The sequence below is a fragment of the Herbaspirillum sp. NPDC101396 genome, assembly GCF_044767365.1.
Lineage (GTDB): Bacteria > Pseudomonadota > Gammaproteobacteria > Burkholderiales > Burkholderiaceae_D > Herbaspirillum.
Window position 1 is genome coordinate 1 of the sequence record NZ_JBIWNT010000003.1, and the last position, 17,761, is coordinate 17,761.

Genomic DNA, 17,761 nt, shown 5'->3' on the forward strand with positions numbered 1-17,761 from the left:
ACCGGGCTGTACCAGCCCGACACCGGTAGCTTCGAGCTGGCCGGCAAGCCGTACAGCCCGAGCGCCCCGCATGAAGTGGCCAAGGCCGGCATTGCCCGCACCTTCCAGAACATTCGCCTGTTTGGCGACATGACCGTGCTGGAGAATGTCATGGTCGGCTGCCACGTCAGAACGAAGCAGAACGTCTTCGGCGCGGTGTTCCGGCACAAGGCGGCGCGCGACGAAGAAGCGGCGATCAAGGACAAGTCGCAAAAGCTGCTCGACTTCGTCGGCATCGGCAAATTCGCCTCCAGAACCGCGCGCCACCTGTCCTACGGCGACCAGAGAAGGTTGGAAATTGCCCGCGCCCTGGCGACGGAGCCGCAACTGCTGGCATTGGACGAACCGGCCGCCGGCATGAACGCCACCGAGAAGATCGGCCTGCGCGAGTTGCTGGTGAAGATCCAGGCCGAGGGCAAGACGATCCTGCTGATCGAACATGACGTCAAGCTGATGATGGGCCTGTGCAACCGATTGACCGTGCTGGACTACGGCAAGCCGATTGCCGAAGGCGTGCCGGCGGATGTGCAGAAGAACCCCGCCGTGATTGAAGCCTACTTAGGCGCTTCCCATTAAGCCCGCAGGACACACGACAATGACAACGAACATCTTAAAAATCGAAGACCTGAGCGTGGCCTACGGCGGCATCAAGGCCGTCAAGGGCGCGAGCCTGGAAGTCAATGAAGGCGAACTGGTGACCCTGATCGGGGCCAACGGCGCCGGCAAGACCACCACCTTGAAAGCCGTCACCGGCACGCTGCCGGACTCGAAAGTGCAGGGCCACATCAGCTACCTGGGCCAGCCGCTGAAGGGCCAAAGCTCGTTCAGCCTGGTGCAACAAAAGTTGGCGATGGTGCCGGAAGGGCGCGGCGTCTTTACGCGCATGAGCATCCACGAGAACCTCTTGATGGGCGCCTACACCAGCGACGACAAGCAGCAGATCGCGCAGGACATCGAGCACTGGTTCACGGTCTTCCCGCGCCTGAAGGAGCGCGCCAGCCAGATGGCCGGCACGCTGTCGGGCGGCGAGCAGCAGATGCTGGCCATGGCGCGCGCACTGATGAGCCATCCGAAACTCTTGTTGCTGGATGAGCCGTCAATGGGCCTGTCGCCGATCATGGTGGAGAAGATCTTCGAGGTGATTCGCAACGTGTCGGCGCAGGGCATCACGATCTTGCTGGTGGAACAGAACGCCAAGCTGGCGCTGGAGGCGGCGCACCGGGGTTATGTGATGGAGTCGGGGCTGATCACCATGAGCGGCAACGCCAAGGAAATGCTGAATGATCCGCGCGTCAAGGCGGCTTATCTGGGTGAAGCGTAGGACAAAAAAACCGTGTGCGTGGTGTAGCATGGGTTGGTGGTTTTACGTTTTCCTCTTCTTTCCATTTTCATAAAAAGGCACAGACATGAGCGATACCCCAATCACCATCCTCGGCATTTCCGGCAGCCTGCGCGCGGGTTCGTACAACACCGCCGCGCTACATGCCGCAGCAGAGTTGCTGCCGCCCGGCGTGCGCCTGATTCAGGCCGATATTTCCGACATCCCGTTGTACAACGACGACGTGCGCGCCAAGGGATGGCCGCCTTCGGTGGAGCGTTTCCGCAAGCAGATTGCCGAGGCCGATGCGATTCTGTTCTCCACGCCGGAATACAATTATTCCATCCCCGGGTTGCTGAAAAATGCCATTGACTGGGCTTCGCGTCCGCCGGAACAACCGTTCGCCGGCAAGGCGGCTGCGATCATGGGCGCCAGTCCAGGCGCCGTTGGCACCGCACGTGCGCAATACCACCTGCGTCAGATCGGCGTGTTCCTGGACCTTAAATTCCTGAACAAGCCGGAAGTCATGATCGGCGGCGCCGGCGATCGTTTCGCTGACGGCAAGCTCACGCATGAGCCGACGCGTGAATTCATCAAGACTCTGTTGACAGCGCTGCACGACCTTGCGCTGCAACTGAAGCAGCACAAGAAATAAGCGTTCAATAAGCGTTCAATTCACCCACGAAAAAGCGGCCCGCAGGCCGCTTTTTTTATGGCGTCGTGAAGGAGACGCTTATGCCGCCTTCTTGGCGCGTACCTGATCGCGCAATGCCTTCACGCGATCATGGTTGGCCAGCACGCCCTGATACTGGCGTTCCACAATCAGACGAACGTCGCTCGGCAGGTCTTCGGACAATGCCTTGCGATACGCGTTGACGGCAGCGTCTTCACCGCGCTCGCACTCGTTCAGGATGGCTTCATCATCCTTGCCCATGATGGCGCTCTTGATGTTGACCCATTGACGATGCAGGGTGCCGCTCACGCTGCTGTGTGTGGCCGGATCGCCACCCAGCGCGCGCACCAGGTTCTGCAATTCCAGCACAGTCTGGCCGCAGGACTGCGAGCGTTCCAGGAACTGGGTCTTGTAATAGGCCTGGCGCTCCGAAGCATCTTCGGCGCAGGTGCGGAAACCTTCTTCGCCATCCTTGGAGATCTGGATAAGGTCGTTCAGGGTGTCAATCAATCGGTCGTTTTTCATGATGTGCCTTTCAGTCGAAGAGTGGAAAAGAAATATTGTTTTTCTGTGGATTCTGCCGGTGCGTCAATGCATGAACATGTATGAAATTCAGTGCACGAAAAAGTAAATCAGCACCAGTACGAATGCGGGGACGCCAAGTATCCAGGCGAGAAAATATTTACCCATGGCTTGCTCCTTTTTCAAGAGTGAGGTCAGGCGACCCGAAGGATGTGCACGCCGGTATTCACTTCACACTTCAGCAAAACCGGATGGTGCAAATCTGTCATCTATCAGCCAACGGCGCAGCGCCGCTATCCAATGTCTGCATCGTAGTTGGCACCACGGGCAGCCGCCATCAGACGCAGGCCCAATCTGTTGTAGGAGAGGAAGGGGAAAAGCCGGTAATTATTCCTCCTCAATCGTCGCAATCCCTTTGCTGGCGTGGCTTCTCATCTTGTCCTACAAGACAATGGGCGGGCGTCCTATACCTCTTGCCAAGGGGCATTGCTACGATCTGCTCCATTGCTTCACCCATCCAACCGCGAGGAGCGCGTCATGAACAAGGATCAATTGCTTGGCAACATGAAAATCGCCGTAGGTCGCCTGGAAGAAAACCTGGCGGGCCTGATGCACGATCAGGCGCATCTTCGTCACGCCGCGCAGCTGCAGCAAGCCGGCAAGGTGCAACGCACGATGGGTGAAGCGCGTCAGCTGATCAAGCGTTCGCTCAAGCAGCATTTGTCCGCCTGAGCTTCGCTGCAGGATTAATGAAACAGGGAGCCCCTATGCTGAACAAACGAAATCTTCTCTTCACGCTGGGTCTGACCGGCGCCGCCGTCATTGCAGTCCTGAATGTTTGCGCCAAGCGTATCTCGACCCGCGATGCACGCCTGCAACGCAAGGCCCTCCATCGCTGGGAAGGTGAGGGCGGCAATGTCCTGACTCCGGCCATGCCCGTCAAGGACGAACTGTCGCAGGACGCAACGCCTTGATGACAGCCGATTGCGGGCTTGTCCTACAAGGTAATGAGCCGCCGTCCTATCGCTGATCAGCGTCACTGCCAGTATCGTTCAGTTACCGACTTAGCGGCACAGGCAGCAAGCAGGAAACAAAGAAATGCAGCAGTAACCGAATGCAGTCGAGGGAATAGCAAGGAAGAGACAAGCGGTTCGTTTCAACACAAGAATCATCGAAACGGGTGCAACCATGGAAAAAGAAAAACTGGTGATTTGCTGGTTACTGGGCATGCCTCTGCTGATGCTGCTCATCCTTCAGTACTTCATGTATTGAGCGTCGGCATCAAGAAGATGTGCAAGATGTCGCCCGCTACTGAAGCTGCCAACCAACACGAAAGAGAGGCAAGAAATGCGCGAAGAAAAATTGCGAACCGTCCGTAGCGATGTCCAGGTCCTGTTGCAGGAAGCACAGGAGCTGTTCACCGAAGCCGCAGCGACCACCGGCAAGAAAGCCGAAGACCTGCGCGCCAAAGGCGAGGAAATCCTGGATCGCGCCTTCATCAAGGCGCAAGGCATCCAATCCTACGTGGTCCAGACCGGCAAGGAGATCGCCTCCACCACCGACGACTACGTGCAATCGAATCCGTGGCGCGCCATTGCGATTTCCGCCGGCGTCGGCCTGTTGTTTGGTCTGTGCGTGTCGCGCACCGGCGAGCACTGAGCGGCAAGCCTGCTCACAGTACATTCGTAGCCATTCAGCCAATCGGATAAAGGAACATCACCATGTCTAGCAAACCATCGACGGTCAGCCATATTTCAGGCAAGCCGTTCCAAATCGACCGCGAGAAGGTGCGCGAAGCCGCTCAGAAGATCGGCGACGGCGCCGTCACCGAAGGTTACAAGGGCAATCGCGAAGAGGTTGTGGCGATGCTCAACGACGCGCTGGCAACCGAGCTGGTTTGCGTGTTGCGCTACAAGCGTCACTATTTCACTGCGACCGGCCTGGAAAACGAGCCGATCAAGGCTGAATTCCTGGAGCATGCCGCCGAGGAAGAAGACCACGCCAACCAGATCGCCGAGCGCATCGTGCAATTGAACGGCAAGCCGGACTTCAATCCGAGCCAGCTTTCCGAGCGCAGTCATGCCGACTACGACGATTCCAGCGACATCAAGTCGATGATTCGCGCCAACCTGATCGCTGAGCGCATCGCGATCGAGACGTATCGCCAGATGATCGAACGCATCGGCGACGACGATCCAACTACCAAGCATTTGCTCATCTCCATCATGGCGAAGGAAGAAGAACACGCCGACGACATGAGCGATCTGCTCGATTGACTGCGCTTGTCCGGCCTTTGAGCCGGGCGCGCACTGTTCTCACGGCATTCGTGCCATCACCGCAAAGGAGAAAAACATGAATTGGGACATCATCGAAGGCAACTGGAAACAGTTCAAGGGCAAGGCCAAAGAACAATGGGGCAAGCTCACCGACGACCAGCTCGACACCATCAACGGCAAGCGCGAACAGCTGGCCGGCCGCATCCAGGAAGTCTACGGCATCAACAAGGACGAAACCGAAAAGCAGATCAAGGAATTCGAAGATCGCAACAAGGATTTGCGTCACTGATCCTTACCGGAATCTCAAGTCACTTGCTTGCCGCACGCCGGCGCAAAAAAAATCAATTTGTTAAAAAACCAGAGGAGCTTACTCATGAAAAAAATCATCGCCGCTTGTATCCTGACTTCCGCCGCATTGGGCGCCCATGGCCTGGCCAGCGCAGCAGATGCCGTCAAATCGCAATACAAGGCTGACGTGGCTTCCGCCGATGCGGACTACAAGACCGCCAAGGCCAAGTGCAAGCCGCTCAAGGGCAATGAGCAGGACGTCTGCCAAAAGGAAGCCAAGGCTGCTCATGAAACAGCAGTAGCCGACGCCAAGGCCAAGCGCAAGACCACTGATGCCCGCAAGGATGCAAAGAAAACCAGCAACGACGCTGAATATGATGCCGCCAAGGAAAAGTGCGACGCCATGAGCGGCGCCACCAAGGACAAGTGCCAAGCCGACGCAAAGGTGAAGTACGCCAAGTAATCCGGGTCATATCTCCAGGATATGCCCAGATGCAATTGAGTAAACCAGTACAGTAGTAAGGTCATGGAGAGGTAGCGATGCTTCTCCATAAAAAATCGCAGGCAACACGAATTGAAATTACCAACAGGAGATTCATCATGACTTTATCTTTGACTAAACGTATTACAGGCTTTTTCCTCGCACTGATGATGGTGTCGCTGGTCGGTTGCGCTTCCGGCCCGAACAAGGAAGGCACCGGCGAGTACGTCGATGACGCCGTCATCACCACCAAGGTGAAGGCCGCCATCGTCAACGAGCCGAACCTGAAGTCGACCGAAATCAACGTCGAAACCTACAAGGGCGTGGTCCAACTGAGCGGTTTTGTCAGTTCGGCAACGGCAGCTAGCCGTGCAACTGAACTGGCTCGCGGCGTCAAGGGTGTGACTTCGGTCAAGAACGATCTGCGCCTGAAGTAAGTCGCAGTTCGGTCAGGGTGGCTGCCGCGAAAGCGGTCGCCACCCTGAGATGCATCCAAATGGTACGAAATTTGCAATCGTTGAGGTATAGTTAGCCGCGGAAGACGTCCGGATCCCCGGATAACTCTGAACAAATGATGGGCAGGCTGCACCTAGGCAGTTTGACCGCATTTGCCTGATCAATGAGAGATATGCAGCATTGCTTCGATGCTGGTAAAAACTATGACAAAAATATTGGTAGTCGATGATCACGCAGTTGTGCGCGCCGGTGTTCAGCACTTTATTGCGGATATACCGAACATGGAAGTGGGTGGCGAAGCCAGCACCGCGGAAGAAGCAATCCGCCTGGTGCGCACCCAGGAGTGGGACATTGTCCTGCTCGATATTGCGATGCCCGACAAGAGCGGCGTCGAAGTGCTGAAACAGATCAAGCGTGAAAAGCCCAACCTGCCGGTCCTGATGCTGAGCATGCATCCCGAAAGCCGCTATGCGGTGCAGGTATTGCGCAGTGGCGCCAGCGGCTACGTGCAGAAGGAAGCGCTCGCGACCGACTTGGTCAGCGCCATCAACACGATCTTGCGCGGTCACAAGTACATCAGCTACGGCGTGGCCGAATTGTTGACCACCGATCCGGTGGACTCGGAAAAACCGCTGCACGAGACCTTGTCTCAGCGCGAATACGAGATTTTTTACAAGCTGGGCCAGGGCCAGGGTGTGACGCAAATCGCCGATGAGCTGTGCCTGAGCGTGAAGACCGTGAGCACGTATCGCTCCCGCGTTCTGCAAAAGATGAACATGGCAAACAACGCCGACATCATTTACTACGCAATCAAGAACAACCTGATCGACTGACGGCTGGATCGCCGATCGCGACGGACATGACGAAGGCGGGAGACGAGCGGCAATGCGCCGCATTGATTGTTGATTGTTAGTCGTTTTGGATAGTTATCATGGAAGATGTGCTGCAAGAACTAGCGACAAGGAAGGGTCATTCAGCGGATGCGCCGCTCAAAATCTTCCTGGTTGAAGATTCGGCGGATGTGCGGGATCTCATCATTGAAAGTCTCGCCGAGATTCCAGGCGTGGTGCTGGCCGGCTACTCCGAGACCGAGCAGGATGCCATGGCCCGCTTGGAAAACGAGAACTATGACGTGCTCATTCTCGACATCCAGCTCAAGCAGGGCAACGGCATGCACTTGCTGCAATCGCTGGCGCGCACCGGAAAACGTCGCCATGACGAACTCAAGATCATCTTCAGCAACCACGTCAGTTCAACCTACCGCCGCGTCGGCGTGCAGTACGGGGTGCAATTCTTCTTTGACAAGTCGTCGGAATTCACCAAGCTGCGCAGCCTGATCGAACGCATCAGCGGGCGCGGGGCTGCGGGGAAAAGCAATTCGTCGCACGGTTTCGCACCAGCCTAGGTTTCCGTCGCCGGGACGTCGTCCCAACGCTCGCATCACCATGCCGCGGTGTTGCAACCCAATATAATGTCTATGCATGCCGCCGCGCCTCGCTGCGCGGCCAACGAAAAAATCAGGGGCTTCAGCACATGCACATGACGCCAGTCAGAAACGATATCGGCGAAAGCTCTTCGCTCGAACATTACGTCGCCACCCAGGCCAACTTCGCCAGTATCATCAGCGCTGCCATGAGCTTGGCGATGATCATTGCGCTATTCGGCGTAGTGGTGCTCATCAGTTGCTACGCCGACGATGGTTATCGCCGGATCCTGGCCGACCTCATCGCGGTGCAGGGCAGTTCGGCAGCAGGTTTCATTCTTTCAGGCGCTGCTCTCTACCTGCAATGTCTCAACGTCGGCAAGACCAGTCGCAAGCTCGCCGTATCAGCCCGCGTGGTTGCGGTGCTGCTGTTACTGCTCAGCGGCGGCTTCCTGCTGCAGAATCTGTTGGGCGTGAAGTTATTACATGCAGCGTTGCCGGTCCTGACTTTGGCGGGGAGCGCATTTGGCGCGGAGATTCATCCACTCGCCGCAGGTTGTTTCCTGCTGACCGCACTGATCCTGCTGCTGCAGGACCTGCGCATCCGTGGCGGTCACTATCCGGCTGAATACCTGGCTTTCATTCTGATCGGCCTGAGCGCGATCCCGCTGGTCGGCTACCTGTATGGCATCAGCAAACTGACTTTCCTGCGTTATTCGACCGGCATTCCCTTACTGACCGCGCTGGGCTTCCTGCTGCTCGGTGCTGCGCTGCTGATGGCGCGGCCTTCGCATCGCCTGATGTCCATCATCATCGGCCATGCGCCGGGCGGCAACATGTTGCGCCGTCTGTTGCCGTCGATGCTGTTCCTGATCCTGTTGCTTAATCTGCTGGTGGCCAAGGGGGCCGAGCGCGGGATGTATTCCGATCAGCTGATGTTGCCGTTCCTGACCCTGATCGACGGCGCACTGGTGGTGTTCGTGTTCTGGCGCTTCGCCGGCAAGCTTGATCGCGAATATGGCGCGCGCATGCAGAGTGCGGCCAAGTTGGCCGAAGCCAATTCCTTGCTGACCGCGGTGAGCGACAGTACCCGCGAACCGATCTTCGTCAAGAATCGCCAGGGGTTGCTGGTGTTCGCCAACCCTGCGTTGTTACAGCAGGTCGGGAAGAGCTGGGAAGAGGCGATGTATCGCTCCAGCCGCGAGCTGTTCTCAGAGCGGGAAGAAGCCGATCGCATCGATGAAGACGACAAGCGCGTCATGGCGCATGGCTTGCCGGAGACGATCGAGCAAACCTTGCATCTGCAGCATGGCATCTTCACCTACCAATCCACGCGGGTGCCGTGGTTCGACAAGGCGGGCAACGTTCTTGGCGTGATCGGCATCAGTACCGATATTTCCGAACGCAAGCGTGCCGAAGACTCTCTGCGCGAGCGCGAAGCGCAGCTGGAGAAAGCCGTGGTCGAGCGTACCGCCTTGCTGCGCGAGCTGACCAACCACCTGGAAACCGTCCGCGAAGAAGAGAAGCGCGCCATCGCACGCGAGCTGCATGACAACATGGGCGCCTCGCTGACGGCGCTGAGCATGCATCTGGAGAGTGTCTACAAGATTTTGCCGGAAGACGAGAAGTGGCAGGAACGCAAACCGCGCATGCAGGGACTGATGAGTTCGCTGGTGAGCACGACGCGGCGCATCCAGACCGAGTTGCGTCCGAACATGCTGGATCTGTTCGGACTCAAGGCGGCCATCACCGAGCAGCTCGACGAACTTGCCGAGCGCACCGGCATGACCTGCAAGGCCAGCCTGCCGGATGAAGACGTGACCATTGGACACGAGATGGAAATCGCCATCTATCGCATGCTGCAGGAGATGCTCAACAACGTCACCAAACACGCCAAGGCCAGCCAGGTTGACGTGATCCTGGATGTCGATGAAGAGCAGGTCTCGCTGACGGTGCGCGACAACGGTGTCGGCATTCCGCAAGAGCGCCAGGACAACAACAAGACTTATGGTTTGCGCGGCTTGCGCGAACGCGCCACTTTCTTCGGCGGTAATGCCGTGATCCGCTCCACGCCCGGCAGCGGATCGATCATCTCGATACGCCTGCCGCTCGCGCCTGTCGCGGACGTCTGACTCCCGGCCTGCACGCGCGCTGCAGGCCTATTCCCCTTTATGAGCCTGACTTTGCGTATTGTCCTACGCTGCAAAGCGGGGCTGTCTTATGGCTTGAAAAAGCGCTGCTGATTAAGATGAATCATCGCGTTTCCACTCAAGGAGATGTGTGCAGTTGACTGTTTCAGATGACAGTAACTGGTCCCTTCACTTTCAGGAGCCATCATGAATAAAGATCAAGTTCAAGGCAAGGCAAAAGAAGTAGCAGGCAAGGTCCAGCAAAAAGCCGGCGAAATGGTTGATAGCAAGGAACAGCAAGTCAAGGGCGCTGCAAAGCAAATTGACGGCACTGTTCAAAAGAGCTATGGCGACGCCAAGGAAGCGCTGAAGGACCGTTAAGCCGCTTAATGAAATGGGAGCTTCCAGCTCCCATTTTCATGTCTTGGCCAAGGCGATCTGTAGGAATCGTCTTACGGCAGAATCGGAGAAGCACGGCTGTTGAGCGCAATCCTATTTTGTCATGATGACCCGGTATCGCTGGTGCATTCACTTAAACATTCCCGCGTCGTGAAGCGTACGACTTGTCGAGGGAGGGATTATGAAAAAAATAACTACAGTGGCTTTGCTCGTATTGTCCGGTGCAATGGTGTGTTCCCCAGCCTTCGCCGTCAATGGAACAACGAGCGGCGCCGATGCCTCGCAGGCACTGGCGCATTCGAAGGCAAACACTGCCAGGTCCAAAGCCGTATCCGGTGCGGACAAGAAAAAATTCCTCTATCTCGACATGGTTCAGCGCAAGCATCCCCAATCGATCCGCAATGCGGTCATCGTGTATGAGTATCCCGGTTTGAAAAAACAGGCCTGCGATGCCAAGGACGCGAAAAGTGTAAGCGAATGTTTGCGTAGTCCATCGACATGAAACTCGCACGTTGAACGTGGTCTAAAAATTACCGGCTCATCATTTGAGTCCACGAGAATCGACTGCTGCATCCCGCAGCAACAACCATTTTTTGAAGAGGTGTCATCATGAAAATAACACATAAAATCGCAGTGACTTCGATCACTGTCTGTGCCCTGACAATCCTGAGCGGTTGCAGCGGCATGTCGGCCCGGGATCGCGATACGGCTGTCGGCGCCGGCGTCGGAGCAGTCGGCGGTGCAGTGCTGACCGGCGGTAGCGCCATCGGTACTGTCGGCGGCGCAGCAGTGGGCGGCGTGATCGGCAATCAGGTCGGCAAGTAAGCGCGGACAAACTGCGTTGCAGTGAAAAAGGGGACCTGTGGGTCCCCTTTTTGCATCCGTGAGCAGTATGGGCTCATCTTGACTGTGTCATGCTCATTCTGCTGCGCTGCGCGCTTTCAGGATGCGTTTGGCGCGCGCCAGGTCGCTGTTCATGTGGGCGCGTGCATCCTTGCGGCAAGCCTTGGCTTCGGCGCCCTTGAGCGGCTTGCACTCCTGCAGTGCCTGCGCACCGGCGGCGCGGGCTTCTTTCACCAGCGTCTTGTAATGCAGCTGGGCGGTGTCGTCGCCTTGGTACCAGCGTGCGGGATCTTCCTGGGAAACGTCTTCTTCGGCGGCAAACGACGGCGCGTGCGCGGCAAGGCCGGCAGCCAGCAGGAACGGCAGCAGAAGCAGATGTGGTCGGCGATTTTTTCTCATCGTTGCAGACTCCTCCGGTAAAAATGATGAACGGCGCTGCACCATCAAGATGCAACGCCGTCCATCATATCCTGTTTGCCCTGCGTGGCAGGGAAAACCCCCGGTCTATAGTCGTCCGAGCAACACCAGGATCAGCAGGATGATGACGATCGTGCCGGCAATCCCGCTGGGGCCATAACCCCATGAACGGCTATGCGGCCAGGTCGGCAGGGCGCCGATCAGGATCAGAATAAGAACGATCAGAAGTATGGTGCCGAGTGTCATGTTGTTCTCCTTGTTGTTACTGCAGGGTTGCAGCGTTCATCGTCGCGATGCGGAATTCCGCATGGCGTCCATGTTAGAAACGGACCTTCACGTAAGCCGAAGGCCCTTTAAGACGAATATCCAGATTGGCGTCGTTGATGGCGCCGCCGCCGTCGCGGTTGATCTTGATGCGGGTAATGCCGTAGTCGGCGCCGATACCGAGGTTGGCCAGCGGATACCACTCGGCGCCGAGTGCTGCGCCATAAATGTGGCCGGTGACCTTGCCCCAGTTCTTCTTGACGCCGGAGGCTTCTGCATAAATGCGGAAGTCTTTGCTGAAGGCATGTTTCCAACCGAGTTCCAGCAGTGGCGCCCAGGTCTTTTCGGAGTAGCTGTCGCTGAAGGTGCCGGCGGCGCCGTTCAGTGTGGCGGACGCGTTGACGTCGATCTTGGCGCGATAGTAGCCGGCACCGAGTCCGATGCCGAAGACGTCGTTGCCTTGTCCGATCCACCACTTGTAAGCCAGCGACGCCATGTCAACCTGGATGTTGGCGTCGCCGCTGCCGTTGAGCGTGGAGCCGGTGCCGAGAGGAATGGTGCGGTTGATGGCGCCGCCGTAATTCTTCTTGTACGTGAAATAATCGAACGACAGCCCTTGGCTGTCGAACAGCAGCAATTCAGCGCGCACGCGCGGCAAAGCGGTGCGATCGCGGTCAATGTCGCCGGACTGATACGAGCCGTATTGGGAGTTGGCGTTGACCCGGAAAGTCGGGTCAACATAGTAGGCGCCTGCCGACAGGCTGAAGCGGTCCAGCGCCGGCGACGGGTCGGCCAAGGCGCTGGCCGACGTCAGCGCAAGCGCGCTGCCGGCGGCAAAGTAGGTGGCAAGTTGCACGGACTTGCCGACAGCCGGCAGGCAACGAATGCGACGTGACATGGGTAATCTCCTCCTGGCGGAAAGCCGAATCAAAAATAGTGTCCACTGTGCGAAGGCAGTTGACGCAATGGATGTTAACAACCGCCTTGCTTACGGTAGATAGGCGTCTGCCTCAATTTCCTGTAGGAAAAGGCGAGTTGCGCAGTAGGGAATACGGCATGGCGATGCGACCGCGTCGCTTTTTTCTGGTTTGATTTTTGCTTGCATGACGCTGACGGCGCTGCAGCGATGATCCATCCCGAATGCATCACAAGATGATGGAAAGTGTGCGGCATTTCCAAATGGGTTACTATTCGCCCGCTGCATCCGGGGATATTCGGGCGGGCATGCAGCGTGGAGGTGTGGCAACATGAAGCCGGTGCAATCCGGTATGGGATGTGCCACCGCCACCCAGACCCGTAACGCGTTCAGAATCGATTTACGATGTCCAGGCGAACATTGGAACCTCACATGCGCAATCTACGCATTGTCGTCGTCAACACCATCATCGACCATGCCGATGATGAGACCGACACCGACCTGCAGGAGCAGGCCGAGCGTGGCAAAGCCTTGCGCATCGGCTTGCTGGAGGCCGGCTACAACATCATCGCCTCGCTGCCGGCCGACCTGTACCTGCCCGAGCGCATCGCCCAGCTTCAGCCCGACATGATCATCATCGACGCCGAGTCCGATGCGCGCGACGTGCTCGAGCACATCGTCATCGCCACGCGCGACGAGCGCCGCCCCATCGTCATGTTCACCGAAGACGACAACACCAGCACCATGGAAGCCGCCATGGAAGCCGGCGTTACTGCCTACATCGTGGCCGGATTGCAAGCTGAACGCATCAAGCCGGTGCTCGACGTGGCGCTGGCGCGCTTCCGCCAGGAGCAGAAGCTGCTGACCGAATTGTCCGACACCAAGCACAAGCTGGCCGAACGCAAAGTGATCGAGCGCGCAAAGGGCCTGCTGATGTCCCGCCACAAGCTGTCGGAGGACGAAGCCTATCAAAAGCTGCGCAGCATGGCCATGAACAAGAACCTCAAGCTCTCGGAAATCGCCCAGCGCCTGCTGGACGTCGAAGACTTGCTCGGCTGACACTTTTCCCGCATGCGGCGGCGTGCATGCACCGCCAAATTGGTGCGCAGCACAAAGGCGGTGCGCCTCCACGCTTGCAAACTCCCCTCGCTTTCCTTTCAAACCTGTTACGCCGGATTGTCGCTTTGCCCATGAGCGGCGCGGCTTTTAAGTGTTTTATAAGCTGCTTGGCACGCTCTTTGCTGAATCGTCTGCATTAGCGCAAGGTTTGCGCAATGAACGATCCGGCCAATGGCGGTCGGATCCATCCAAGACAAAGGCGTCTTTCGACATGACTCAGTGCATGCCGAAGGGACGCCTTTTTTTTTGCCGCCGAACAAATGGGGAATGCGATGGAATTCAAAGAGCAAGCGAGCAAGGCCGTGGAAGCTGTGAACGAAGTGGATTTCAAGCGTCGTCAATTGATTCAGACTGCAGGACTTGCAACGGGAGCGAGCATGTTGGGACTAGCCACGGGAGGAGCCTGGGCGGCCGGCTCCGATAAACCGGAGAAGGAAGAAGTGAAGATCGGTTTCATTCCGCTGACCGATTGCGCTTCCGTCGTGATGGCCTCGGTGCTCGGTCTCGACAAGAAATACGGCATCAAGATCGTGCTCAGCAAGGAAGCCTCCTGGGCCGGCGTGCGCGACAAGCTGACCAACGGCGAGCTGGACGCGGCGCACGTGCTCTACGGCCTCATCTATGGCGTGCAGATGGGCATCGGCGGGCAAAAGAAAGACATGGCCGTGCTCATGAACCTGAACAACAATGGCCAGGCCATCACGCTGTCGAAGAAGATCGCCGACAAAGGGGGCGTCGACGGTCCGTCGCTGGCCAAGCTGATGCAAACCGACAAGCGCGAATACACCTTTGCGCAGACTTTCCCGACCGGCACCCACGCGATGTGGCTGTACTACTGGCTGGCCGCCAACGGCATCAATCCGATGAAGGACGCCAAGGTCATTACCGTACCGCCGCCGCAGATGGTGGCCAACATGCGAGTCGGCAACATGGATGGTTTCTGCGTTGGCGAGCCCTGGGGCCACCGCGCGATCGTCGACGGCGTCGGCATCACCGCCACCACCACGCAGGACATCTGGAAAGACCATCCGGAAAAAGTCCTCGGCACCACGCTCGACTTCGCCAAGAAATATCCGAACACCTGTCGCGCCATGATGGCGGCGATCCTCGAGGCCGGAAAATGGATCGACGCCTCGCTGGCCAACAAGAACAAGATGGCCGAAGTGATCGCCGACAAGTCCTACGTCAACACCAGCAAGGACGTCATCGATCAACGCATCATGGGGCGCTACCAGAACGGTCTCGGCAAGACCTGGGACGACCCGAACTACATGAAGTTCTACAACGACGGCGCGGTCAACTTCCCGTACCTGTCGGACGGCATGTGGTTCATGACGCAGCATCGCCGCTGGGGCCTGCTCAAGGACGATCCGGATTACCTGGCCGTGGCCAAGTCGGTCAACCAGATTGATTTGTACAAGGACGCCGCGACCATGACCAAGACCAGCATTCCGAAGGACGTGATGCGTACATCGAAGCTGATGGACGGCACCGTATGGGACGGCAAGAATCCGAAAGCCTACGCCGCTTCGTTCAAGGTCAAGGCCTGAGCGTTTGCGTCGTCAGGCCGATGCAGGCCGACGGATCGCAAGACATCTTGCAGCAGCATCAAGTGATCAAGTGAAGGAATCGATATGAGCGCAGTCATGGAAACGATGATGAACGACAAGCCCGCACCGGCCTCGCCGACAACCACCGCTGCGGCGGCAGCTTCCGTTGCTGCTCCTGCTCCGGCGGTGAAGAAAGTGAAAGCAGCGAAGAGAAGCCTGCCGTTTGCAGGCTGGTTCATGAAGGTGTTGCCGCCGTTGACCGGCCTCGCTTTCCTGGTGCTGGTGTGGCAGATCGTCGCCGCCAAGACCGGTAATTTCCCGACGCCGCTGGTGACCTTGCAGGAGGCCATCAAGCTGTTCTCCGATCCGTTCTACCGCACCGGTCCGAACGACCAGGGCATCGGCTGGAACGTGCTGGCGTCGCTGCAGCGCGTGGCGATCGGCTTCGGCCTGGCGGCAGTGGTGGGCATTCCGCTGGGCTTCCTGATCGGTCGCGTGCGTTTTTTGTCAGGCATGTTCGGTCCCATCATCAGCTTGCTGAAACCGGTGTCGCCGCTGGCCTGGTTGCCGATCGGCCTGCTCGTGTTCAAGTCGGCCAATCCGGCGGCGATCTGGTCGATCTTCATCTGCTCGATCTGGCCGATGATCATCAACACCGCCGTCGGCGTGCAGCGTGTGCCGCAGGATTACATGAACGTGGCGCGCGTGTTGAATCTGTCGGAATGGAAGATTCTCACCAAGATCCTGTTCCCGTCGGTGCTGCCGTACATGCTGACCGGCGTGCGTCTTGCCATCGGCACCGCCTGGCTGGTGATCGTCGCGGCGGAAATGCTGACCGGCGGCGTCGGCATCGGATTCTGGGTCTGGGATGAATGGAACAACCTGAACGTGCCGCACATCATTATCGCGATCGTGGTGATCGGCGTGGTGGGCCTGATCCTCGAGCAGCTGCTGGTGGCGCTGGCCAAGGCCTTCACGTATGAAGAAGTCAGCAGTTGAGCAGGTCCGGTTTCAATGCAACGCAATGCAATGACTAACGCTTAACAAAGCAACAGGGGATTCTGATGGACATGCACAACAAGTTTATCGACATCAATGGTGTCGAGATGGTGTTCCACACCAAGAAGGGCAGCTTCCATGCGCTGCGCGACATCAACCTGACCGTGCAGAAGGGCGAGTTCATTACGTTGATCGGCCACTCCGGCTGCGGCAAGTCGACGCTGCTGAACCTGATCGCCGGCCTGCTCAAGCCGAGCGACGGCCTCCTTCTGTGCGCCAACCGCGAAATCGCCGGACCGTCGCCGGAGCGCTCGGTGGTGTTCCAGAACCACTCGCTGCTGCCGTGGCTGACCTGCTACGAGAATATTTTTCTGGGCGTCGAGCGCGTCTTCGGCGCCACCGAAAATCGTACCCAGCTGCGCGACCGCACACGCGCCGCGCTGGCGCTGGTGGGATTGACGGCGGCCGAGACCAAGCGTCCCAATGAAATCTCCGGCGGCATGAAGCAGCGTGTCGGCATCGCCCGCGCGCTGGCGATGGAACCCAAGGTCCTGCTGATGGACGAGCCGTTCGGCGCACTCGATGCACTGACCCGCGCGCACCTGCAGGATGAGCTGCTGAAGATCGTCGCCAAGACCGAGTCGACCGTCGTCATGGTCACGCATGACGTCGACGAAGCGGTCCTGCTGTCGGATCGCATCGTCATGATGACCAACGGTCCCGCCGCCACCATCGGCGAAATCCTCGAGGTAAAGCTGGCGCGTCCGCGCGAACGCGTGGCGCTGGCGCAGGACGCGCAGTATTCCGAATACCGCACGGCGGTGCTGGAATTCCTGTATCGCAAGCAGGCGCATCCGGCCAAAGAAGCTGCATAAGAATATCTCCAGGGCTCACATGAAAGGAATGCCATGATGGCGTCCGCACAAATCAGGCTGGTGCAAAACGACGAGACCGACAGCGGCAACGGCAGCAACGGCAGCGATATCAAGCCGTTGTCAGGTGAAGTGTTCGGCGCATTGATCAACTTGTCCGGGCGCCGGCGTTTCACCTCGCAGCGATTGGTGCTGTATGCGGTGCTGGCGTCGCAAGGCCACGACGGTGCGGCGAAGACGGCGCGCGAGGCGCTGGCCTTGTTCCGCGGCGCACACACGGCGCTGGTCAAGGGTTCCGACACCGTGCCGGGGATTTTTTGCGAAGAAGTGCGCGAAGCCTATTTCGGCAAGCTGGCCGGCGACGCGCAGATCGTCTACTTCATCAACCTGGCCGAGCGTACGCTCAACGCCATCGAGGATCGACTGCGCGATGCGCCGGCGCTGCTGGAGGAACTGGTGCGCATCACCACGCCGCTGCTGAGCGTGCTGAACCAGATCACCAGCGTCTATGAAGAACAATCGAAGCGCCACGCCGTGCTGATGAAAAAGCAGCTGCGCGGCATCATGACCGACATCGAAACCATCGCCAAGCAGGCCAAGATGGTGTCCTTCAATGCGCGCATCGTGGCCGCGCGCGCGGGGCAGGCGGGCAAGGAATTTTCGGTCGTTGCGGGCGTGCTGTCGAACATCACCACCGAGATCGACGACCTCGTCCGGGCGGCGCTGAGCGGGGCGGCGGCTTGAGTTTTTTCGTGGCGGATTAAGATCATTTGCCTG

At 58.2% G+C, this 17,761-nt stretch carries 25 protein-coding genes; 21 read left to right on the forward strand and 4 right to left on the reverse strand.

The features are described 5' to 3' along the window. The 3 genes from ACIROY_RS09715 to ACIROY_RS09725 form a co-directional block, all read left to right on the forward strand. Positions 1-615, forward strand: a 615-nt coding sequence (locus ACIROY_RS09715) for an ABC transporter ATP-binding protein (RefSeq protein ID WP_402341397.1), incomplete at its 5' end; no start/stop codon positions are given. A gap of 19 nt (positions 616-634) precedes the next feature. Continuing rightward, on the forward strand, positions 635-1,360 hold the full coding sequence (locus ACIROY_RS09720) for an ABC transporter ATP-binding protein (protein WP_402341399.1): 726 nt from the start codon (positions 635-637) through the stop codon (positions 1,358-1,360). 85 nt (positions 1,361-1,445) lie between these two features. Then, a complete protein-coding gene (locus ACIROY_RS09725; protein WP_402273792.1) occupies positions 1,446-2,012 on the forward strand; it encodes an NADPH-dependent FMN reductase in 567 nt (188 codons plus the stop codon). Between the two features lie 78 nt (positions 2,013-2,090). Here the strand turns inward: ACIROY_RS09725 and ACIROY_RS09730 are convergent, their stop codons facing one another. Beyond that, positions 2,091-2,555 carry a PA2169 family four-helix-bundle protein gene (locus tag ACIROY_RS09730; RefSeq protein WP_402273790.1) on the reverse strand — a complete coding sequence of 155 codons (465 nt, stop codon included), beginning with the start codon at positions 2,553-2,555 and terminating at the stop codon, positions 2,091-2,093. 534 nt (positions 2,556-3,089) lie between these two features. Here ACIROY_RS09730 and ACIROY_RS09735 point away from each other — a divergent pair. The 13 genes from ACIROY_RS09735 to ACIROY_RS09795 all read left to right on the forward strand — a co-directional run bounded on the left by ACIROY_RS09735 (position 3,090) and on the right by ACIROY_RS09795 (position 10,829). Then, positions 3,090-3,284 carry a hypothetical protein gene (locus ACIROY_RS09735; protein ID WP_402341400.1) on the forward strand — a complete coding sequence of 65 codons (195 nt, stop codon included), beginning with the start codon at positions 3,090-3,092 and terminating at the stop codon, positions 3,282-3,284. A 35-nt stretch (positions 3,285-3,319) separates the two neighbouring features. Continuing rightward, entirely contained in the window at positions 3,320-3,526 is a 207-nt protein-coding gene (locus ACIROY_RS09740) for a hypothetical protein (protein ID WP_402341402.1), read from the forward strand. 373 nt (positions 3,527-3,899) lie between these two features. Then, positions 3,900-4,211 carry a YqjD family protein gene (locus tag ACIROY_RS09745; RefSeq protein WP_402273783.1) on the forward strand — a complete coding sequence of 104 codons (312 nt, stop codon included), beginning with the start codon at positions 3,900-3,902 and terminating at the stop codon, positions 4,209-4,211. Between the two features lie 62 nt (positions 4,212-4,273). Further along, entirely contained in the window at positions 4,274-4,828 is a 555-nt protein-coding gene (locus ACIROY_RS09750; protein WP_402273780.1) for a ferritin-like domain-containing protein, read from the forward strand. A gap of 76 nt (positions 4,829-4,904) precedes the next feature. Then, on the forward strand, positions 4,905-5,117 hold the full coding sequence (locus ACIROY_RS09755) for a CsbD family protein (protein WP_402273777.1): 213 nt from the start codon (positions 4,905-4,907) through the stop codon (positions 5,115-5,117). Between the two features lie 84 nt (positions 5,118-5,201). Further along, positions 5,202-5,579 carry a cell envelope biogenesis protein TolA gene (locus tag ACIROY_RS09760; protein WP_402273775.1) on the forward strand — a complete coding sequence of 126 codons (378 nt, stop codon included), beginning with the start codon at positions 5,202-5,204 and terminating at the stop codon, positions 5,577-5,579. A gap of 137 nt (positions 5,580-5,716) precedes the next feature. After that, complete coding sequence (locus ACIROY_RS09765; RefSeq protein ID WP_116433822.1) at positions 5,717-6,034, forward strand: BON domain-containing protein; 318 nt, start codon at positions 5,717-5,719, stop codon at positions 6,032-6,034. Positions 6,035-6,256: 222 nt separating this feature from the next. Further along, positions 6,257-6,886: a response regulator transcription factor gene (locus tag ACIROY_RS09770; protein ID WP_029363191.1), complete on the forward strand. Its 630-nt coding sequence runs from the start codon at positions 6,257-6,259 to the stop codon at positions 6,884-6,886. A 98-nt stretch (positions 6,887-6,984) separates the two neighbouring features. Beyond that, complete coding sequence (locus tag ACIROY_RS09775) at positions 6,985-7,458, forward strand: response regulator (protein ID WP_402273771.1); 474 nt, start codon at positions 6,985-6,987, stop codon at positions 7,456-7,458. 134 nt (positions 7,459-7,592) lie between these two features. Next, positions 7,593-9,608, forward strand: coding sequence for a PAS domain-containing protein (locus ACIROY_RS09780; protein WP_402341404.1), 2,016 nt, complete (start codon positions 7,593-7,595; stop codon positions 9,606-9,608). A 204-nt stretch (positions 9,609-9,812) separates the two neighbouring features. Further along, positions 9,813-9,986: a CsbD family protein gene (locus tag ACIROY_RS09785; RefSeq protein ID WP_402273766.1), complete on the forward strand. Its 174-nt coding sequence runs from the start codon at positions 9,813-9,815 to the stop codon at positions 9,984-9,986. A 199-nt stretch (positions 9,987-10,185) separates the two neighbouring features. Then, positions 10,186-10,506 carry a hypothetical protein gene (locus tag ACIROY_RS09790; RefSeq protein ID WP_402341406.1) on the forward strand — a complete coding sequence of 107 codons (321 nt, stop codon included), beginning with the start codon at positions 10,186-10,188 and terminating at the stop codon, positions 10,504-10,506. Between the two features lie 107 nt (positions 10,507-10,613). Further along, positions 10,614-10,829, forward strand: a complete 216-nt coding sequence (locus ACIROY_RS09795; RefSeq protein ID WP_116433817.1) for a glycine zipper 2TM domain-containing protein — start codon at positions 10,614-10,616, stop codon at positions 10,827-10,829. A gap of 93 nt (positions 10,830-10,922) precedes the next feature. On the opposite strand, the gene ACIROY_RS09800 is transcribed toward ACIROY_RS09795, so the two are convergent. From ACIROY_RS09800 to ACIROY_RS09810, 3 genes are all read right to left on the reverse strand, one after another. Beyond that, positions 10,923-11,246 carry a hypothetical protein gene (locus ACIROY_RS09800; protein WP_402273761.1) on the reverse strand — a complete coding sequence of 108 codons (324 nt, stop codon included), beginning with the start codon at positions 11,244-11,246 and terminating at the stop codon, positions 10,923-10,925. Between the two features lie 105 nt (positions 11,247-11,351). Then, positions 11,352-11,510 carry a DUF3309 family protein gene (locus ACIROY_RS09805; RefSeq protein ID WP_083458346.1) on the reverse strand — a complete coding sequence of 53 codons (159 nt, stop codon included), beginning with the start codon at positions 11,508-11,510 and terminating at the stop codon, positions 11,352-11,354. A 73-nt stretch (positions 11,511-11,583) separates the two neighbouring features. Then, the gene (locus tag ACIROY_RS09810) at positions 11,584-12,426 is read right to left on the reverse strand and encodes an autotransporter outer membrane beta-barrel domain-containing protein (protein WP_402341407.1); all 843 of its coding nucleotides are present in this window, start codon (positions 12,424-12,426) and stop codon (positions 11,584-11,586) included. A 450-nt stretch (positions 12,427-12,876) separates the two neighbouring features. Between ACIROY_RS09810 and ACIROY_RS09815 the strand changes: the two genes are divergently transcribed. The 5 genes from ACIROY_RS09815 (at position 12,877) to ACIROY_RS09835 (ending at position 17,728) form a co-directional block, all read left to right on the forward strand. Further along, the gene (locus ACIROY_RS09815) at positions 12,877-13,503 is read left to right on the forward strand and encodes an ANTAR domain-containing response regulator (protein WP_116433814.1); all 627 of its coding nucleotides are present in this window, start codon (positions 12,877-12,879) and stop codon (positions 13,501-13,503) included. Between the two features lie 437 nt (positions 13,504-13,940). Then, a complete protein-coding gene (locus ACIROY_RS09820) occupies positions 13,941-15,113 on the forward strand; it encodes a CmpA/NrtA family ABC transporter substrate-binding protein (protein WP_402273757.1) in 1,173 nt (390 codons plus the stop codon). 84 nt (positions 15,114-15,197) lie between these two features. Continuing rightward, positions 15,198-16,112 (forward strand): nitrate ABC transporter permease, encoded by a 915-nt coding sequence (gene ntrB, locus ACIROY_RS09825; protein ID WP_402341409.1) that lies wholly within the window; start codon positions 15,198-15,200, stop codon positions 16,110-16,112. Positions 16,113-16,177: 65 nt separating this feature from the next. Beyond that, positions 16,178-16,987, forward strand: coding sequence for an ABC transporter ATP-binding protein (locus ACIROY_RS09830; protein ID WP_402273753.1), 810 nt, complete (start codon positions 16,178-16,180; stop codon positions 16,985-16,987). Between the two features lie 33 nt (positions 16,988-17,020). Next, entirely contained in the window at positions 17,021-17,728 is a 708-nt protein-coding gene (locus tag ACIROY_RS09835; RefSeq protein WP_402341411.1) for a methyl-accepting chemotaxis protein, read from the forward strand. Positions 17,729-17,761: the final 33 nt, after the last annotated feature.

Excerpts from the sequence above, each read along its gene's own strand:
- ACIROY_RS09720 (WP_402341399.1), top strand. The coding sequence starts at position 635 with ATGACAACGAACATCTTAAAAATCGAAGACCTGAGCGTGGCCTACGGC.
- ACIROY_RS09725 (WP_402273792.1), top strand. The coding sequence starts at position 1,446 with ATGAGCGATACCCCAATCACCATCCTCGGCATTTCCGGCAGCCTGCGC.
- ACIROY_RS09730 (WP_402273790.1), bottom strand. The coding sequence starts at position 2,555 with ATGAAAAACGACCGATTGATTGACACCCTGAACGACCTTATCCAGATC.
- ACIROY_RS09735 (WP_402341400.1), top strand. The coding sequence starts at position 3,090 with ATGAACAAGGATCAATTGCTTGGCAACATGAAAATCGCCGTAGGTCGC.
- ACIROY_RS09740 (WP_402341402.1), top strand. The coding sequence starts at position 3,320 with ATGCTGAACAAACGAAATCTTCTCTTCACGCTGGGTCTGACCGGCGCC.
- ACIROY_RS09745 (WP_402273783.1), top strand. The coding sequence starts at position 3,900 with ATGCGCGAAGAAAAATTGCGAACCGTCCGTAGCGATGTCCAGGTCCTG.
- ACIROY_RS09750 (WP_402273780.1), top strand. The coding sequence starts at position 4,274 with ATGTCTAGCAAACCATCGACGGTCAGCCATATTTCAGGCAAGCCGTTC.
- ACIROY_RS09755 (WP_402273777.1), top strand. The coding sequence starts at position 4,905 with ATGAATTGGGACATCATCGAAGGCAACTGGAAACAGTTCAAGGGCAAG.
- ACIROY_RS09760 (WP_402273775.1), top strand. The coding sequence starts at position 5,202 with ATGAAAAAAATCATCGCCGCTTGTATCCTGACTTCCGCCGCATTGGGC.
- ACIROY_RS09765 (WP_116433822.1), top strand. The coding sequence starts at position 5,717 with ATGACTTTATCTTTGACTAAACGTATTACAGGCTTTTTCCTCGCACTG.
- ACIROY_RS09770 (WP_029363191.1), top strand. The coding sequence starts at position 6,257 with ATGACAAAAATATTGGTAGTCGATGATCACGCAGTTGTGCGCGCCGGT.
- ACIROY_RS09775 (WP_402273771.1), top strand. The coding sequence starts at position 6,985 with ATGGAAGATGTGCTGCAAGAACTAGCGACAAGGAAGGGTCATTCAGCG.
- ACIROY_RS09780 (WP_402341404.1), top strand. The coding sequence starts at position 7,593 with ATGACGCCAGTCAGAAACGATATCGGCGAAAGCTCTTCGCTCGAACAT.
- ACIROY_RS09785 (WP_402273766.1), top strand. The coding sequence starts at position 9,813 with ATGAATAAAGATCAAGTTCAAGGCAAGGCAAAAGAAGTAGCAGGCAAG.
- ACIROY_RS09790 (WP_402341406.1), top strand. The coding sequence starts at position 10,186 with ATGAAAAAAATAACTACAGTGGCTTTGCTCGTATTGTCCGGTGCAATG.
- ACIROY_RS09795 (WP_116433817.1), top strand. The coding sequence starts at position 10,614 with ATGAAAATAACACATAAAATCGCAGTGACTTCGATCACTGTCTGTGCC.
- ACIROY_RS09800 (WP_402273761.1), bottom strand. The coding sequence starts at position 11,246 with ATGAGAAAAAATCGCCGACCACATCTGCTTCTGCTGCCGTTCCTGCTG.
- ACIROY_RS09805 (WP_083458346.1), bottom strand. The coding sequence starts at position 11,510 with ATGACACTCGGCACCATACTTCTGATCGTTCTTATTCTGATCCTGATC.
- ACIROY_RS09810 (WP_402341407.1), bottom strand. The coding sequence starts at position 12,426 with ATGTCACGTCGCATTCGTTGCCTGCCGGCTGTCGGCAAGTCCGTGCAA.
- ACIROY_RS09815 (WP_116433814.1), top strand. The coding sequence starts at position 12,877 with ATGCGCAATCTACGCATTGTCGTCGTCAACACCATCATCGACCATGCC.
- ACIROY_RS09820 (WP_402273757.1), top strand. The coding sequence starts at position 13,941 with ATGTTGGGACTAGCCACGGGAGGAGCCTGGGCGGCCGGCTCCGATAAA.
- ntrB (WP_402341409.1), top strand. The coding sequence starts at position 15,198 with ATGAGCGCAGTCATGGAAACGATGATGAACGACAAGCCCGCACCGGCC.
- ACIROY_RS09830 (WP_402273753.1), top strand. The coding sequence starts at position 16,178 with ATGGACATGCACAACAAGTTTATCGACATCAATGGTGTCGAGATGGTG.
- ACIROY_RS09835 (WP_402341411.1), top strand. The coding sequence starts at position 17,021 with ATGATGGCGTCCGCACAAATCAGGCTGGTGCAAAACGACGAGACCGAC.